The sequence below is a fragment of the Ectopseudomonas guguanensis genome, from assembly GCF_900104265.1.
GTDB classification, from domain to species: domain Bacteria; phylum Pseudomonadota; class Gammaproteobacteria; order Pseudomonadales; family Pseudomonadaceae; genus Aquipseudomonas; species Aquipseudomonas guguanensis.
On sequence record NZ_FNJJ01000009.1, the window covers coordinates 168996 to 184148 of the forward strand.

Genomic DNA, 15153 nt, shown 5'->3' on the forward strand with positions numbered 1-15153 from the left:
GGGGCGATTCTCAGGATTGCCAGAACTGCAGCAGCGCGTTGAACGACAGGCCCACGCCCACCGCCGTGGCGACGATGGCCAGCACGCCAAAGGCCAGCATCCAGTTCGGGTGGCGGTAGTCGCTGCCGACGATGCTCGGCTTCTTCGCGGCCCACAGGATGCAGCCCAGCGCCAGCGGCAGCACCAGGGCATTGAGCGCGCCCGCCACCACCAGCACCTTCACCGGCTGCCCGACCAGGCTGTAGATCAGCGTGGAGCAGGCGATGAAGGCGATCACCACGCGCTGATTGTGCGTGCGGATGCTCGGGTGCAGTGAATACATGAAGCTGACGCTGGTATAGGCGGCGCCGATCACCGAGGACAGCGACGCCGCCAGCAGCACCACGCCGAACACCTTGTAGCCGACCGTGCCCATGGCGTGGGCGAACACCGATGCTGCCGGGTTGCTCGGGTCCAGCGTCAGGCCCTGGCTGACCACGCCCAGCGCGGCGAGGAACAGGCAGATGCGCACCACGCCGGTGGTGAGGATGCCGGTGACGGCGGCGCGGGTGACCACACCGACGTTCTCCACGCCGGTGATGCCGGCCTCGACCAGGCGATGGCCGCCGGAGAAGGAGATGTAGCCGCCGACGGTACCGCCGACCAGGGTGACGATCGGTAGTAGCAGGATCAGCGGGTCGTCCGGCTGAATGCTGCGCAGCAGCACGTCCTGCAGCGGCGGATTGGACTGCAGCATGGCGTAGCCGATCATGCACAGCATCACCAGACCGAACAGCTGCATCAGCCCGTCCATGATCCGCTTGGCGTTGCGCAGCATGAAGATGGCGATGATCAGCACGGCGGCGATCAGCGAGCTGAGAATCGGCGGTATACCGAAGATCACGTTCATGGCCAGCCCTGCGCCACCGATGTTGCCGATGTTGAAGGCGATGCCGCCGAGCACGATGAAGGCCGAGATCAGATGGCCGATACCCGGCAGCACGCGGTTGGCGACGTCCTGGCCGCGGAGGTTGGCGACGGTGATCACCCGCCAGATATTGAGCTGGGCGCCGATATCGATCAGTAGCGAGATGAGGATGGCGAAGGCGAAGCTGGCCAGGTACTTCTCGGTGAACAGCGATGTCTGGGTCAGAAAGGCCGGGCCGATGGACGAGGTGGCCATGATGAATATGGCGCCGCGAAGGACGTTGCGTTGGCTGCCCGGCGTATGGCCGGCAAGGGGCTGGGTGGGTTGCATGGAATTACCTTCTCACTGTTGTTCTTGATGTATGGGGCAGGTAGTTGAAGCGCCCGCAGTGCGGGCGTGAGTGGTGTTTCTTGTCGTTGTTGTGCCGACCCGTCGTCGGGCCGGATGTTTTTCTCGGTGAATCAGGGCGTCTGCCACTGTGCGAGCAGTTCGCGTTGCTGGCGTTGCGCCGCTTCCAGAGCGACAGGGCGCAGGCGTACCCGGTCGCCCGGCAGGCACTGCGCCAGACGCGCCACCGCCAGCGGGGTGAGCGCGCCGAGGCGCGGGTAACCGCCGATGGTCTGGCGGTCGTTGAGCAGCACGATGGGCTGGCCATCGCTGGGTACCTGGATCGCCCCCAGCGGCACACCTTCGGAGACCATCGACTGGCGTGCGCACTGCAGTACCGGGCCGCACAGACGAATGCCCATGCGGTCGGCGCGCTGGTCGACCCGCCACTCGCAGTTGAAGGCATCGAACAGGCTCTGGCCGCTGAAATCGCCGATCTGCGCGCCCAGCACTACCGGCAGCTCGGTGTTGCCGCCTGTCTCCGGAATCGGCGCGGTGCGGCGGATGTGTGGCTCGACCTGTTGCCCGTGCAAACGATCGCCGACCGCCAGCAGGCGGCCGTCGCCCTGCAGGCCGCCGAGCGCTTCGCGCGGCACCGTGGCGCAGCTGCCGAGTGTGGCCGGGGCACGAAAACCGCCAGGTGCCGCCAGATAGGCTCGTACCCCCCGATGCGGCTGGGCGAAGCGCAGACGCTGCCCCTTGGCGATGGGGAAGCTGCAGCCCGGCGCCAGCGCCTGTCCGTCGAGGCTGGCGCCGAGGTCGGCTCCGGTGAGGGCGAGATAGCCGTCATGCTCGGCGAGCAGCTCGAAGTTGCCCAGAACGATTTCGATCACCGGCGCCGTCAGTGGGTTGCCCAGCAGCCAGTTGGCCCAGTAGTGCGAGCACCAGTCGGCGCTGCCGCCCTGGGTCACACCGAGGTGGCGCACGCCGAAGCGACCGCCGTCCTGCAGGCTGGCGAGGGCGCCGCTGCGTTCCACCAGAAGGCTCATGGCGTCACCTCGAAGGGCGTGTCGTCGCCACCCAGGCGCACGAACTCGTCGCGCTCGATGGGCACGAAGCGCACCCTGTCGCCTGGCCGCAGCAGGCTGTAGCCATCCAGCTGGCGGTCGAAGAGTTGGCTGGGGCTGCGTCCGATGAGGTTCCAGCCGCCGGGGGAGACCAGCGGGTAGATGGCGGTCTGGCGGTCGGCGATGCCGAGGCTGCCGGCGGCGACGCGTTGCCGAGGCGTGCTCAGGCGCGGACTGGCCAGGCACTCGTCGACCAGGCCCATGAAGGCGAAGCCGGGCGCGAAACCGAGGGCGAAGACCTGATAGCTGCGTGCGCTGTGGCGCTCGATCACGCCGTCGCTGCCCAGCCCGCTGCGCTGGCCGAGCAGCGCCAGCTCGGGACCGACGCTGGGGTGATACCACACCGGTATTTGCAGCTCGCGACCGCTGCTCTCGGCCTGCGGAGAGAGATTGTCGAAGGCCTGGGCGATCAGCGCGCGGGCCTGGCGGTCGTCCAGCTGCTGCAGGTCATAGTGCAGCAGCAGGGTGGTGTAGGACGGCACCAGATCGACCAGCGCCGGGCCGAAGACGGTCCGCAGGCGCTCGCTGGCTGCCAGCAGCCAGGGCATGTTGCTTTCCTCGATCTGCTCGAACAGGCGCAGGATCAGACTGTCGATGCCCACCACCTCGATGCGCGGGGTCATGTCGGCAGGCTCTGCAGGGCGGCGCGGATACGCTGCACCGCCGCCACCGAGGCGGCGTTGTCGCCGTGCACGCAGAGGGTATCGGCGCGCAGATAAAGGGCGCTGCCGTCACTGGCGCTCAACGCCTCGCCGCGCGCCAGGGCCATGGCCTGGGCGACGATGGTTTCCGCGCCATGGTGCACCGCGCCGGGCAGGCTGCGCGCCAGCAGCATGCCATTGGCGTCGTAGGCGCGGTCGGCGAATGCCTCGAACCACAGCTGCAGGCCCAACTCGTCCGCCATCGCCTGCGGCGCCCGGTCGTCGCGGGTGGCCATCAGCATCAGCGGCAGGCCGCGGTCATAGGCGGCAACGGCGCGCATCACCGCACGCAGCTTGGCCGGTTCGCGCATCATGTCGTTGTACAGCGCGCCGTGCGGTTTGACGTAGCTGACCCGCGTGCCTTGGGCGCGGCAGATGCCGTCGAGCGCGCCGATCTGATAGAGCAGCATGGCTTCGATCTCGTCCGGGCTGCAGGCCATCGAGCGGCGGCCGAAACCGGCCAGATCGGGGTAGGCGGGGTGGGCACCGATGCGCACGCCATGCTCGACCGCCAGCGCCACGGTGCGGCGCATGGTCAGCGGCTCCGAGGCATGAAAGCCGCAGGCGATGTTGGCGCAGTCGATGAAGGGCATCACTTCGGCATCCAGACCCATGGTCCAGGCGCCATAGCTTTCGCCGATATCGCAGTTCAGGAGCAGGCGGCTCATCGGAATCCTCTGGTTGTTTTTGACGTGGCCCGAAGGTTCGGGTTGGGAATCTCGTTGGCATAACGATGATAAAATATCGATAAAACATCAATATGTTTTTGAAAATATCCCGAGCGGTCCTGGTCCGTGGTCCCTGTGCTTTGCTGTATGCTTGCCAGTCAACTTTCACCTGCGGCCCGCGCGGCCGTTCGCAGTCATGGATCGCACGATGGTTGATGCCAAATCCACCCGTTCTCCGCGTTCGCCCATCGTGGCGTCGGCCCACCTGGCCGAGCAGTCGCAGGAGCTCTCCGAACTCGAGTTCGCCATCATCATCTCCAGCAACGCCTTTCTGCGCTGGATGGAGCGCTGCATGCGCGCGGCCGGCGAAGTGGAGATGAACGCCCTCGACGTGATGGTCCTGCACAGCCTGACCAGCCGCGATCGCGCCAAGCGCCAGGCGGACATCTGCCTGCTGCTGAACATCGAAGACACCCATACCGTTACCTACGCGCTGAAGAAACTGGCCAAGCTGGCGCTGGTGGAGGGCGAGAAGCAGGGCAAGGAGATGTTCTACCGCACCACCGAAAAGGGCCGTGCCCTGTGCCAGGAGTACGCCGACATCCGCCGCGAATGCCTGATCGCCTCGTTCGAGAACCTCAACATCGACCCCGAGGAAATCCATCGCCTGGCCGGCATGCTCAGGGCCATGTCCGGCCTCTACGACCAGGCCGCCCGCGCCGCCACTTCGCTTTGACTCAAGCACTGGGCGTCGGCTGACGCGCAGCGCCATACGGAATACCCATGCGCATCGATCTACGTCCCCTACCCGCAAGCCTGCCCGACCTGGGCAACCTGCCGCCGCTGCTCACCCGCCTCTACGCCGCCCGTGGCGTGCAGTCCGCCGAGGAGCTGGACAAGGGCCTGGCGCGGCTGATTCCGTACCAGCAGCTCAAGGGCATAGACGCGGCCGTCGAACTGCTGGTCGAGGCATTGGCGCGGCGCCAGCGCATTCTCATCGTCGGCGACTTCGATGCCGACGGCGCCACTGCCAGTTCGGTCGGCGTGCTTGGCCTGCGCCTGCTCGGCGCCGCGCACGTGGATTACCTGGTGCCGAACCGCTTCGAGTACGGCTACGGCCTGACCCCTGAAATCGTCGCCGTGGCGCTGCAGCGCCAGCCCGATCTGCTGCTGACCGTGGACAACGGCATCTCCAGCGTCGATGGCGTGGCCGCGGCCAAGGCCGCCGGGCTCAAGGTGCTGGTCACCGACCACCACCTGCCGGGCCCGGAACTGCCGGCCGCCGATGCCATCGTCAACCCCAACCAGCCGGGCTGCGACTTCCCGAGCAAGGCCATGGCCGGTGTCGGGGTGATGTTCTACGTGCTGCTGGCGCTGCGCGCGCGCCTGCGCGAGCTGGGCTGGTTCGCCAGCCGCCAGGAGCCGAACCTGGGCGAGCTGCTCGACCTCGTAGCGCTGGGCAGCGTCGCCGACGTGGTACCGCTGGATGCCAACAACCGCATCCTGGTGCACCAGGGGCTGGCGCGTATTCGTGCCGGTCGGGCGCGGCCCGGGCTGCGCGCGATACTCGAAGTGGCCGGGCGCGACCACCGGCGCATCACTTCCACCGACCTCGGTTTCATCCTCGGCCCGCGGCTGAATGCGGCCGGGCGCCTGGACGACATGAGCTTAGGGATAGAATGCCTGCTCTGCGACGACGAGGCGCTGGCCCGCGACATGGCGGTGCAGCTCGATCAGCTCAACCAGGATCGCAAGGCCATCGAGCAGGGCATGCAGCGCGAGGCGCTGGCCCAGCTCAAGGACCTGCCGCTTGAGGACATGCCGTTCGGCCTGTGCCTGTTCGAGCCGGACTGGCACCAGGGGGTGATCGGCATCCTCGCCTCGCGTCTGAAGGAGCGTTATCACCGCCCGGCCATCGCCTTCGCCGATGCCGGTGAGGGCATGCTCAAGGGCTCGGCACGCTCGGTGCCGGGGCTGCATATCCGCGATGCACTGGACGCCGTGGCGGCGCGCCATCCGGGGCTGATCAGCAAGTTCGGCGGGCATGCCATGGCCGCCGGCCTGTCGCTGCCGCAAGCCAACTTCGGCGCCTTCGCCGCCGCCTTCGATGCCGAGGTGCGTCGCCAGCTGTGCGAGGACGACCTGACCGGCCGCCTGCTGTCCGACGGCCAGCTCGACGCCACCGAGTTCCATCTGGAACTGGCTCGCGCCCTGCGTAACGCCGGGCCCTGGGGTCAGCATTTCCCCGAGCCGCTGTTCCATGGCGTGTTCCAGATCGTGGGCCAGCGCATCGTCGGCGAGCGGCACCTGAAACTGGTGCTCAAGACCGAGTGCGGCAGCGTGCAGCTCGACGGCATCGCCTTCAACATCGACCGCGAGGTCTGGCCCAACCCGACGCTGCGCTGGGCCGAAGTGGCGTACAAGCTCGACCTCAACGAGTTTCGCGGCAACGAGAGCGTGCAGCTGATGGTGGCGCATATCGCCCCGCGTTGATTGCGGCGGCGATGAAATCCGGCGTTACCAATATGCCGGGCTGGTAGCGGCGAACTCTGCTAGAAACTTTCGTCACCTCGACCGCTGCCGGTTGGGGCATCCGGAATTTCCCTGGGCTATCCAGGGTCGGATGCTCCGGTGCCCATTTCTCAGGAGAGTCCGCGATGAATACCCGCAATCTGCTCGATCAACTGCTCAAATCCGGCCAGGACCTGCTGCAACAGAAAGGTGCTGGTGGCGCCTCGTCCGGGCTCGGCGGCGCGCTGGGTGGCCTGCTCGGCGGCGGTGCAGGCAAAAGCGGTGGCAGTGACCTCGGCTCGATGCTCAAGGGCGCCGGCGGTGGTGCTGCGTTGGCCATGCTGCTGGGCAACAAGCGGGTGCGCAAGGTCGGTGGCAAGGTGGCGGTCTATGGCGGCCTGGCCGCGCTGGGCGTGCTGGCCTACAAGGCCTACGGCAACTGGCAGGCGCAACAGCCCCAGCAGGGTGGCGCGCAGCCAGTCGAGCCGCAGACGCTCGATCGTCTGCCGGCGCCGCAGGCCGAGCAACACAGCCACGCCATCCTCAAGGCTCTGGTGGCGGCGGCCAAGGCCGATGGCCATGTCGACGAGCGCGAGCGTCAACTGATCGAGGAAGAGCTGGGCAAGCTGGCGCAGGATGCCGAGCTGCAAGCCTGGCTGCACGCCGAGCTGAACAAGCCGCTGGACCCGGCCGATGTGGCGCGCGCTGCCAGCACACCGGAAATGGCCGCGGAAATGTACCTGGCCAGCGTGCTGATGGTGGACGAGGAACACTTCATGGAGCGCGCCTACCTCGAAGAGCTGGCGCGCCAGCTGCGGTTGCCGCCGGCGCTGAAGAGCGAGCTGGAGGCCCAGGTGCGTCTGGAGGCGGCGCGCGTCTGAGCCTGCCCTCAGTCGGCGTGCCAGCTCCGGCCTTGTGGTGGCGCCTCGCCGGACCAGTCGATGCCGTGGTCGGCCAGATAGGCATCGACGGCGGCACCCACCGTGGGCTGGATGCGTTGCTCGCCGTGCTCGCGCAGCAGGCCGAAGCGGCGCAGCTTGTCCTTGACCGGGCCCTTGACCTCGGCGAAATGCAGCTCGATGCCGGCATCGGCCAGCATCTGCTCCAGCTCGGCGAGCATGTCGGCGGAGGTCACGTCGATGCTGGTCACCGGTTCGGCCGTCACCACCAGGCGGCGCACCGGCGTCGGTGACTGGGCGATGGCCTTGAGTACGCACTGCTGAAACTGTTCGGCATTGGCGAAGAACAGCGGTGCGTCCCAGCGAAACAACACCAGGCCGGGCACCAGGCGGGCTTCGGGGTGACGCTCGATATCGTGGAAGCCGCGAATGCCGTCGACCTGGCCAAGCACCGCATAGTAGGGGCGCCAGCCGTCCCAGAGAAATTCTATCACCGCCAGCAGCACGGCGATGCCGATGCCGGGGATGGCGCCGAAGGTGGCCACGCCGGCGAAACAGGCCATCGACAGCCAGAACTCCCACTGCTGCACGCGGAAGATGCGCTTGAGGTCGGCGATCTCGAACAGGCCGATCACCGCGGCGATCACCACGGCTGCCAGGGCGCTGGCAGGCAGGTACTGCATCAGGTTCGGGGCGGCGATCAGCAGTCCGGCCACTGCCAGGGCACCGACCACGCCGGTCAGCTGCGTCTGCGCCCCTGCGGCCTCGGCCACCGGTGTACGCGAGGCGCTGCTGCTGACGGGAAAACCCTGGAAGAAGCCGCCAATCAGATTGGCTGCGCCCAGGCCGACCATTTCCTGGTTGGGGTCGACATAGCGCCCGCTGCGCGCGGCATAGGTGCGCGACAGCACGCTGGTGTCGGCGAAGGCCACCAGGGCTGCCGTCACGCCGCCCAGTACCACGCTGGCCAGATCGACGCCGCTGAGCCAGGGCAGGGTGAAGCTCGGCAGACCCTGCGGCAGCTCGCCCAGTGTCGCGACACCGTGCTGGCCGAGGTCCAGCAGGTCCACCGCCAGCGTCGCGAGCGTGACCGCGATGAGGATTCCGGGCAATCGCCTGAAGCGCCTGAGTGCGAGGATCAGCGCCAGGGTGCCGCCACCGACGATGAAGCTGGGCCAGTTGACCAGGCCCGCCAACAGGGCGTTGGCGATGGCCCAGATGTCCTGCACCGGCCCCTGGCTGTCGATGGAAAAGCCGAACAGCTTGGGTGTCTGGCTGATCACCACGCTCAGGGCGATGCCGTTCATGTAGCCGTAGCGGATCGGCTTGGACAGCAGTTCGGTGATGAAGCCCAGGCGCAGCAGGCCCGCGACGATGCAGGTGAGCCCGGCCACCACCGCCATCATGCTGGCCAGGATCACCGCGCGCATCGGCTCGCCGGCCGACAGGGGCAGCACCACGGCGAGAATCACGGCGGTGAGCGCCGAGTCCGGTCCGAGCACCAGAATCCGGCTCGGGCCGAACAGGGCGTAGGCCAGCAGCGGCACCATGGTCGCGTACAGGCCGTAGATGCCCGGCACCCCGGAGGCTTCGGCGTAGGCGATGCCCACCGGCACCAGCATGGCAGTCAGCACCAGCCCGGCGGCAAGGTCCTTGGGCAGCCAGGCCATCTGGTAGTGCCTGAGTACCTGCAGGCCGGGCAGCCAGCGCTGCCAGCCGCGCGGCTGTTCGACGACGGGGAGCGGCTTGGGTGGCGTGGACGGCATCGCAGCGGGCTCTGGAGGGACATCCCTAGTGTAACGACAAGGCCGAGCGGTTGGATCGCCCGCGCCGTGGCGATCATGCACGCGTCATTCATGGCCCTTATGTCCGACCAAAAGATCATTCTGCCTTCGCATGTCGCCGGCTAGTCTCTGAGTCTGGATACCCGAGCCTTGCGAGGATGCTCATGGCGCAGACGCCCCTGGACAGTTATGACTACCTGATCGTCGGTGCCGGCCCGGCCGGCTGCCTGCTGGCCAATCGGCTGTCTGCCGACCCTGGCGTCAGCGTACTGCTGATCGAGGCCGGTGGGCGCGACAACTACCCCTGGATCCATATTCCCGTCGGTTACCTCTATTGCATCGGCAACCCGCGCACCGACTGGTGCTACAACACCGAGGCCGACCCCGGCCTGCACGGGCGCGCGCTGAAGTACCCGCGCGGCAGGGTGCTCGGCGGCTGTTCGTCGATCAACGGCATGATCTACATGCGTGGCCAGGCGGCCGATTACGACGGTTGGGCGGCGGCCGGCAATCCCGGTTGGGCCTGGCGTGACGTGCTGCCGCTGTTCAAGCGATCGGAACATCACTTTGCCGGCGCCAGCGACCTGCATGGTGGCGATGGCGAGTGGCGGGTCGAGCGCCAGCGCCTGTCCTGGGACATTCTCGAAGCCTTCCGTGAGGCGGCGGCGCAGAGCGGCATCGCCCGCATCGATGACTTCAATGGCGGCGACAACGAGGGCTGCAGCTACTTTCAGGTCAACCAGAAACGCGGCGTGCGCTGGAACGCCTCCAAGGCCTTTCTCCGCGATATTCGCCAGCGTCCCAACCTGCGGGTGCTGACCGGCGCCGAAGCCGAGCGCCTGGAGCTGGAGGGCGGCCGCGCCAGTGCGCTGTGGCTGCGCTGGCAGGGGCGGGCGCTACGGGTGGCGGCGCGCCGCGAGATCGTTCTCTGCGCCGGCGCCATCGGCTCGCCGGCCTTGCTGCAGCGTTCCGGTATCGGCCCGCGGCCGCTGCTCGAGCGCCTGGGCATCGGCGTGAAGCATGAGCTGCCGGGCGTCGGCGAGAACCTGCAGGATCACCTGCAATTGCGCCTGATCTACCGCGTCGAGGGGGTGAAGACGCTCAATCGCATCGTCGCCACGCCCTGGGGCAAGCTGGGCATGGGCCTGGAATACCTGCTCAAGCGCAGTGGGCCGCTGTCCATGGCGCCCAGTCAGTTGGGCGCCTTCGCCAAATCCGACCCCGGCCAGGCGCGTGCCAACCTGCAGTATCACGTGCAGCCGCTGTCGCTGGAGCGCTTTGGCGAGCCCTTGCACGATTTCCCGGCCTTTACCGCCTCGGTGTGCAACCTGCGCCCGCATAGTCGTGGGCGTGTCGCCATCACCTCTGTTGACGCAGCCGTCGCGCCATCGATCCAGCCCAACTACCTGAGTGACGAGCGCGATCTGCAGGTGGCGGCCGACGCCATTCGCCTGACCCGGCGCATCGTCGCCGCGCCTGCGCTGGCTGGCTACCGGCCCGAGGAGTACAAGCCCGGGCCGCAGTACCAGAGTCAGGCAGACCTGCAGCGCGCGGCCGGCGAGATCGGCACCACCATCTTCCATCCGGTGGGCACCTGCGCGATGGGACAGGGGCAGGGCGCGGTGGTCGATGCTCGCCTGCGCGTGCATGGTATCGGCGGCTTGCGGGTCGTCGATGCGTCGATCATGCCGAGCATCGTCTCGGGCAATACCTGCTCGCCGGTGCTGATGATCGCGGAGAAGGCCGCGCAGATGATCAAGGAGGACGCGCTGCGTCCTGTGCTGCCGGCCGTGCAATTGCAGGTTCGCGGCGAGGCGCCGCTCCTACGGGAGGCGTGAGCTGCGTTGTGTAGGAGCCCCGCCTCGGGGCGAAGCTGTTGGCTTTGTGCTGTCCTTTGCGCGGGGGCGTGCCAAGAACTGCGCCGTTGATCCAGAGACCGCTGATTGGTCAGTCGGAACGGGCTGCCAGCCCGTGTCGGCTCGGGTATAATCGCCGGCTTTTCCGTCCGATTTGCCGCGAGCGCCGACTACCATGGAAATCAATCCGATCCTCAACGCCATCAAGGACCTGTCCGAGCGAACCCAGTCAATTCGGGGGTATCTTTGACTACGATCACAAGCATGATCGTCTGGTCGAAGTAAACCGCGAACTGGAAGACGCCAGCGTCTGGAACAAGCCCGAGTATGCCCAGGCCCTGGGCCGTGAGCGCGCCATGCTGGCGCAGATCGTCGAAACCATCGACGACCTTACCGGCAGCCTGGCCGATTCCCGCGACCTGCTGGAAATGGCCGCCGAAGAAAACGACGAAGGTGCAGTGAACGACATCGTCGCCGAAGTCGAGCGCCTGCGCGAAATCCTCGAGCAGCTGGAGTTCCGCCGCATGTTCAGCGGCGAGATGGACGCCAACAACTGCTACCTGGACATCCAGGCCGGCTCCGGCGGCACCGAGGCGCAGGACTGGGCCAACATCCTGCTGCGCATGTACCTGCGCTGGGCCGACAAGCGCGGCTTCAGTGCCGAGATCGTCGAGCTGTCCGAGGGTGAAGTCGCCGGCATCAAGGGCGCCACCGTACATATCAAGGGCGAGTACGCCTTCGGCTGGCTGCGCACCGAGATCGGCGTGCACCGCCTGGTGCGCAAGAGCCCGTTCGACTCCGGCGCCCGTCGCCACACCTCGTTCTCGGCGGTGTTCGTGTCCCCCGAGATCGACGACAAGGTGGAGATCGAGATCAACCCGGCCGACCTGCGCATCGATACCTACCGCTCCTCCGGTGCCGGTGGTCAGCACGTCAACACCACCGACTCGGCGGTGCGTATCACCCACGTGCCGACCAACACCGTGGTGGCCTGCCAGAACGAACGTTCCCAGCACGCCAACAAGGACACCGCGATGAAGATGCTGCGGGCCAAGCTGTACGAACTGGAGATGCAGAAGCGCAACGCCGCCTCGCAGGCCCTGGAAGACAGCAAGTCGGACATCGGCTGGGGCCATCAGATCCGCTCCTACGTGCTCGATGATTCGCGCATCAAGGACCTGCGTACCGGTGTCGAGCGTAGCGACTGCCAGAAGGTGCTCGACGGCGACCTCGACGGCTACCTCGAGGCCAGCCTCAAGCAGGGGCTCTAAAGCAGCCGCAAGCTTCAAGCCATAAGCTGCAAGCTGAAGCGGATGCGCCTCCAGATGGAGGCCCCCGCTCGAGCTGTGCAGCGACCTTTCAAGAACGATGATTTGACCGGGACGACCCGCCATGAGCGACCAACAACTCGACCAGCCCAGCCTCAGCCACGAAGAGCGCCAGCACGAAGAAAACAAGCTGATTGCCCAGCGCAAGGAAAAGCTTGCCGCCGTGCGTGAGCAGGGCATTGCCTTCCCCAACGATTTCCGTCGCGACAGCCTGTGTGGCGAGCTGCAGAAACAGTACGAGGGCAAGAGCAAGGAAGAGCTGGAGGCCGCTGCCATTCCGGTCAAGATCGCCGGTCGCATCATGCTCAACCGCGGCGCCTTCATGGTGCTGCAGGACACCTCCGGGCGCCTGCAGGTCTATGTCGACCGCAAGGGCCTGCCGGCCGAGACCCTGGAAGCGATCAAGACCTGGGACCTGGGCGACATCATCGCCGCCGAAGGCACCCTGGCGCGTTCCGGCAAGGGCGACCTGTACGTGAACATGACCAGCGTGCGTCTGCTGACCAAGTCGCTGCGCCCGCTGCCGGACAAGCACCACGGCCTGACCGACACCGAGCAGCGCTACCGCCAGCGCTACGTCGACCTGATCGTCAACGAGGAAACCCGCCACACTTTCCGCGTACGCTCGCAGGTGATCGCACACATCCGCCGTTTCCTCAACGAGCGCGGCTTCCTCGAGGTGGAAACCCCGATGCTGCAGACCATCCCGGGTGGCGCGGCGGCCAAGCCGTTCGAGACTCACCATAACGCCCTGGACATGGCCATGTTCCTGCGCATCGCCCCGGAGCTGTACCTCAAGCGTCTGGTGGTCGGCGGTTTCGAGAAAGTGTTCGAGATCAACCGCAACTTCCGTAACGAAGGCGTTTCGACCCGGCACAACCCCGAGTTCACCATGCTCGAGTTCTACCAGGCCTACGCCGACTACCGCGACAACATGGACCTGACCGAGGAGCTGTTCCGCGAGCTGGCTCTGGCGGTGCTGGGCACTACCGACGTGCCGTACGGCGACAAGGTGTTCCATTTCGGTGAGCCGTTCGTGCGCCTGTCGGTGTACGACTCGATCCTCAAGTACAACCCGGATATCAGCGAAGCCGATCTGAACGACGTCGACAAGGCTCGCGCCATCGCCAAGAAGGCCGGTGCCAAGGTGCTCGGCCACGAAGGCCTGGGAAAACTGCAGGTGATGATTTTCGAGGAGCTGGTGGAGAGCAAGCTGGAGCAGCCGCACTTCATCACCGAGTATCCGTTCGAGGTTTCGCCGCTGGCCCGCCGCAACGACCAGAATCCCAACGTCACCGACCGCTTCGAGCTGTTCATCGGTGGCCGCGAGATCGCCAACGCCTACTCCGAGCTCAACGACGCCGAGGATCAGGCCGAGCGCTTCCTCGCCCAGGTGGCCGAGAAGGACGCCGGTGACGACGAGGCCATGCACTACGACGCCGACTTCGTCCGCGCCCTGGAGTACGGCATGCCGCCCACCGCCGGTGAAGGCATCGGCATCGACCGCCTGGTGATGCTGCTGACCAACTCGCCGTCGATCCGCGACGTCATCCTGTTCCCGCACATGCGTCCGCAGGCCTGATGGCAGAACACGAAGCCGCCCTCGGGCGGCTTTTTGCTACCTGTCGTTCCACCTTTCGCGGCGTTTTCGCCGGGCGCTGTGCCTGCAAGCGAAACGGAGCCTTTTGGTTGCCCGCCCAACCCATTACTCTCCTTGCCATGACCCGAGCGTAGAGGAACCATCGTGAGCTCCGTACCTGCGTCCCCGAATGCCACCCAGGCGGCCAACGCCGTCGCCGAAAGCGTCCAGTACCAGGGCCGCAAGGCCAGTCGCCAGGGCAGCGAGCAACGCCGCCAGGCGATTCTCGATGCCGCCATGCGCATCGTCGTGCGCGAAGGCGTGCGCGCCGTGCGCCATCGTGCGGTAGCCGCCGAGGCGCAGGTGCCGTTGTCGGCCACGACCTACTACTTCAAGGACATCGACGACCTGATCACCGACACCTTCGCCCAGTTCGTCGAGCGCAGCGCCGCTCACATGGCGGCGTTCTGGGCCAGTACCCAGGGTACGCTGGAGGAGATGGTCGGGCGTCTGGATGGCAGTGAGCAGGCACGTCGGCAACTGGCAGAGGAGATCGCCGAACTGGCCGTGCAGTACGTGCAGCACCAGTTGCGCGAGCGTCGTGACCATCTGATCGCCGAGCAGGCATTCCAGCAGGAGGCGTTGCTCAATCCGCGTCTGCGTGAGCTGGTGCGTGCCCACCGGCAGATCCTGCAGCAGGGCGTGACCCACTTCTTCGAGGTGCTCGGTTCGCGCCAGCCCGAACAGGATGCCGTGCTGTTGACGGCCACCATCGTGCGGATGGAGTATCAGGGCCTGCTGGACGGCGTGGATCATCTGGACAGCCAGGGAATGCTGGCCATCCTTAAACGCTATATGAATCTGGTTCTGGGGTTGTAACCATCAGGTCGAACGGCCTGCACAAGGAGAGCGTAATGAAAGCCTGGCGCGCACTGGTCGCCCTGTCGTTCCTGCTGTTGAGTGGTTGCCTGGTCACCTTCAAGGACCCGATCCCGGCCAACGAAGCCGCGCCGATTCCGCTGCTGGGCGAATGGACCCGGCAGGACGAGTGGGGCGAGCAGCTGTATCTGGAAATCACCCGCGCCGGCTCCAACCTCTATGAGGCGCGTATCTACGAAGGCAGCCCGGATAACCTGGGCAGCCTCGAAGAGTTCGGCTTTACTGTCGCCCATCACGGGCGCCGCTGGTATCTCTCGGCCGGCCTGCCGAAAAGCCTGGGCGCCAACTTCGCCATCGCCGGTTTCGAATTGACCCGTGACAACGAGCTGGTGGTGTACAACCTCGATACCGAGCGCATCCTGCAGGACATGGACAAGGGCCTGCTGGAGGGGCAGACCGTCGCCATGCCCGAGGCTGACGGGGCACTGATCACCAGCCCGCTGGACAAGGTGTTCGCCTACCTCGACGACCCGGCCAATGCCGATCTGTTCGTCGAGGTGGCGCGTTACCAGCGGGTGGCCGAATAG

General features: G+C 66.4%; 13 protein-coding genes. 8 read left to right on the forward strand and 5 right to left on the reverse strand.

Annotation, left to right across the window (positions count from 1 at the left end; translation table 11 throughout):
- Positions 1 to 10 precede the first annotated feature (10 nt).
- The 4 genes from BLS61_RS14805 to BLS61_RS14820 form a co-directional block, all read right to left on the reverse strand.
- A complete protein-coding gene (locus BLS61_RS14805) occupies positions 11 to 1237 on the reverse strand; it encodes an NRAMP family divalent metal transporter (RefSeq protein ID WP_090432082.1) in 1227 nt (408 codons plus the stop codon).
- Between the two features lie 131 nt (positions 1238 to 1368).
- Positions 1369 to 2283 (reverse strand): 5-oxoprolinase subunit C family protein, encoded by a 915-nt coding sequence (locus BLS61_RS14810; protein ID WP_090432084.1) that lies wholly within the window; start codon positions 2281 to 2283, stop codon positions 1369 to 1371.
- Positions 2280 to 2984 carry a 5-oxoprolinase subunit PxpB gene (pxpB, locus tag BLS61_RS14815; protein WP_090432086.1) on the reverse strand — a complete coding sequence of 235 codons (705 nt, stop codon included), beginning with the start codon at positions 2982 to 2984 and terminating at the stop codon, positions 2280 to 2282. Before pxpB ends, BLS61_RS14810 begins: the two co-directional genes overlap by 4 nt.
- A complete protein-coding gene (locus tag BLS61_RS14820) occupies positions 2981 to 3730 on the reverse strand; it encodes a 5-oxoprolinase subunit PxpA (RefSeq protein WP_090432087.1) in 750 nt (249 codons plus the stop codon). Before BLS61_RS14820 ends, pxpB begins: the two co-directional genes overlap by 4 nt.
- A 208-nt stretch (positions 3731 to 3938) precedes the next feature.
- On the opposite strand from BLS61_RS14820, the gene BLS61_RS14825 reads away from it, so the two are divergent.
- From BLS61_RS14825 to BLS61_RS14835, 3 genes are all read left to right on the forward strand, one after another.
- Complete coding sequence (locus BLS61_RS14825) at positions 3939 to 4466, forward strand: winged helix DNA-binding protein (protein WP_003246115.1); 528 nt, start codon at positions 3939 to 3941, stop codon at positions 4464 to 4466.
- A gap of 47 nt (positions 4467 to 4513) precedes the next feature.
- Positions 4514 to 6223, forward strand: coding sequence for a single-stranded-DNA-specific exonuclease RecJ (gene recJ / locus BLS61_RS14830; protein WP_090432089.1), 1710 nt, complete (start codon positions 4514 to 4516; stop codon positions 6221 to 6223).
- A gap of 164 nt (positions 6224 to 6387) precedes the next feature.
- Entirely contained in the window at positions 6388 to 7122 is a 735-nt protein-coding gene (locus BLS61_RS14835) for a tellurite resistance TerB family protein (protein WP_090432091.1), read from the forward strand.
- Positions 7123 to 7130: 8 nt separating this feature from the next.
- Here the strand turns inward: BLS61_RS14835 and BLS61_RS14840 are convergent, their stop codons facing one another.
- Positions 7131 to 8906 carry a SulP family inorganic anion transporter gene (locus BLS61_RS14840; RefSeq protein ID WP_090432093.1) on the reverse strand — a complete coding sequence of 592 codons (1776 nt, stop codon included), beginning with the start codon at positions 8904 to 8906 and terminating at the stop codon, positions 7131 to 7133.
- A 182-nt stretch (positions 8907 to 9088) separates the two neighbouring features.
- Here BLS61_RS14840 and BLS61_RS14845 point away from each other — a divergent pair, with 182 nt between their 5' ends.
- The 5 genes from BLS61_RS14845 (at position 9089) to BLS61_RS14865 (ending at position 15153) form a co-directional block, all read left to right on the forward strand.
- Positions 9089 to 10762, forward strand: a complete 1674-nt coding sequence (locus BLS61_RS14845; protein ID WP_090432095.1) for a GMC family oxidoreductase — start codon at positions 9089 to 9091, stop codon at positions 10760 to 10762.
- Positions 10763 to 10955: 193 nt separating this feature from the next.
- Positions 10956 to 12051, forward strand: a protein-coding gene (gene prfB / locus BLS61_RS14850; protein ID WP_139205562.1) for a peptide chain release factor 2 whose coding sequence is annotated in 2 segments (ribosomal slippage) — positions 10956 to 11027 and positions 11029 to 12051 — 1095 coding nt in all. Because the reading frame shifts where the segments join, the coding sequence is not laid out codon by codon here.
- Between the two features lie 121 nt (positions 12052 to 12172).
- Positions 12173 to 13690 (forward strand): lysine--tRNA ligase, encoded by a 1518-nt coding sequence (lysS, locus tag BLS61_RS14855; protein WP_090432097.1) that lies wholly within the window; start codon positions 12173 to 12175, stop codon positions 13688 to 13690.
- Positions 13691 to 13852: 162 nt separating this feature from the next.
- Complete coding sequence (locus tag BLS61_RS14860; protein WP_090432099.1) at positions 13853 to 14566, forward strand: TetR/AcrR family transcriptional regulator; 714 nt, start codon at positions 13853 to 13855, stop codon at positions 14564 to 14566.
- 35 nt (positions 14567 to 14601) lie between these two features.
- Positions 14602 to 15153: a hypothetical protein gene (locus tag BLS61_RS14865; protein ID WP_090432101.1), complete on the forward strand. Its 552-nt coding sequence runs from the start codon at positions 14602 to 14604 to the stop codon at positions 15151 to 15153.

Bases quoted from the DNA above. Each gene is read 5' to 3' on its own strand.
- BLS61_RS14805 (WP_090432082.1), bottom strand. From the start codon at position 1,237: ATGCAACCCACCCAGCCCCTTGCCGGCCATACGCCGGGCAGCCAACGC.
- BLS61_RS14810 (WP_090432084.1), bottom strand. From the start codon at position 2,283: ATGAGCCTTCTGGTGGAACGCAGCGGCGCCCTCGCCAGCCTGCAGGAC.
- pxpB (WP_090432086.1), bottom strand. From the start codon at position 2,984: ATGACCCCGCGCATCGAGGTGGTGGGCATCGACAGTCTGATCCTGCGC.
- BLS61_RS14820 (WP_090432087.1), bottom strand. From the start codon at position 3,730: ATGAGCCGCCTGCTCCTGAACTGCGATATCGGCGAAAGCTATGGCGCC.
- BLS61_RS14825 (WP_003246115.1), top strand. From the start codon at position 3,939: ATGGTTGATGCCAAATCCACCCGTTCTCCGCGTTCGCCCATCGTGGCG.
- recJ (WP_090432089.1), top strand. From the start codon at position 4,514: ATGCGCATCGATCTACGTCCCCTACCCGCAAGCCTGCCCGACCTGGGC.
- BLS61_RS14835 (WP_090432091.1), top strand. From the start codon at position 6,388: ATGAATACCCGCAATCTGCTCGATCAACTGCTCAAATCCGGCCAGGAC.
- BLS61_RS14840 (WP_090432093.1), bottom strand. From the start codon at position 8,906: ATGCCGTCCACGCCACCCAAGCCGCTCCCCGTCGTCGAACAGCCGCGC.
- BLS61_RS14845 (WP_090432095.1), top strand. From the start codon at position 9,089: ATGGCGCAGACGCCCCTGGACAGTTATGACTACCTGATCGTCGGTGCC.
- lysS (WP_090432097.1), top strand. From the start codon at position 12,173: ATGAGCGACCAACAACTCGACCAGCCCAGCCTCAGCCACGAAGAGCGC.
- BLS61_RS14865 (WP_090432101.1), top strand. From the start codon at position 14,602: ATGAAAGCCTGGCGCGCACTGGTCGCCCTGTCGTTCCTGCTGTTGAGT.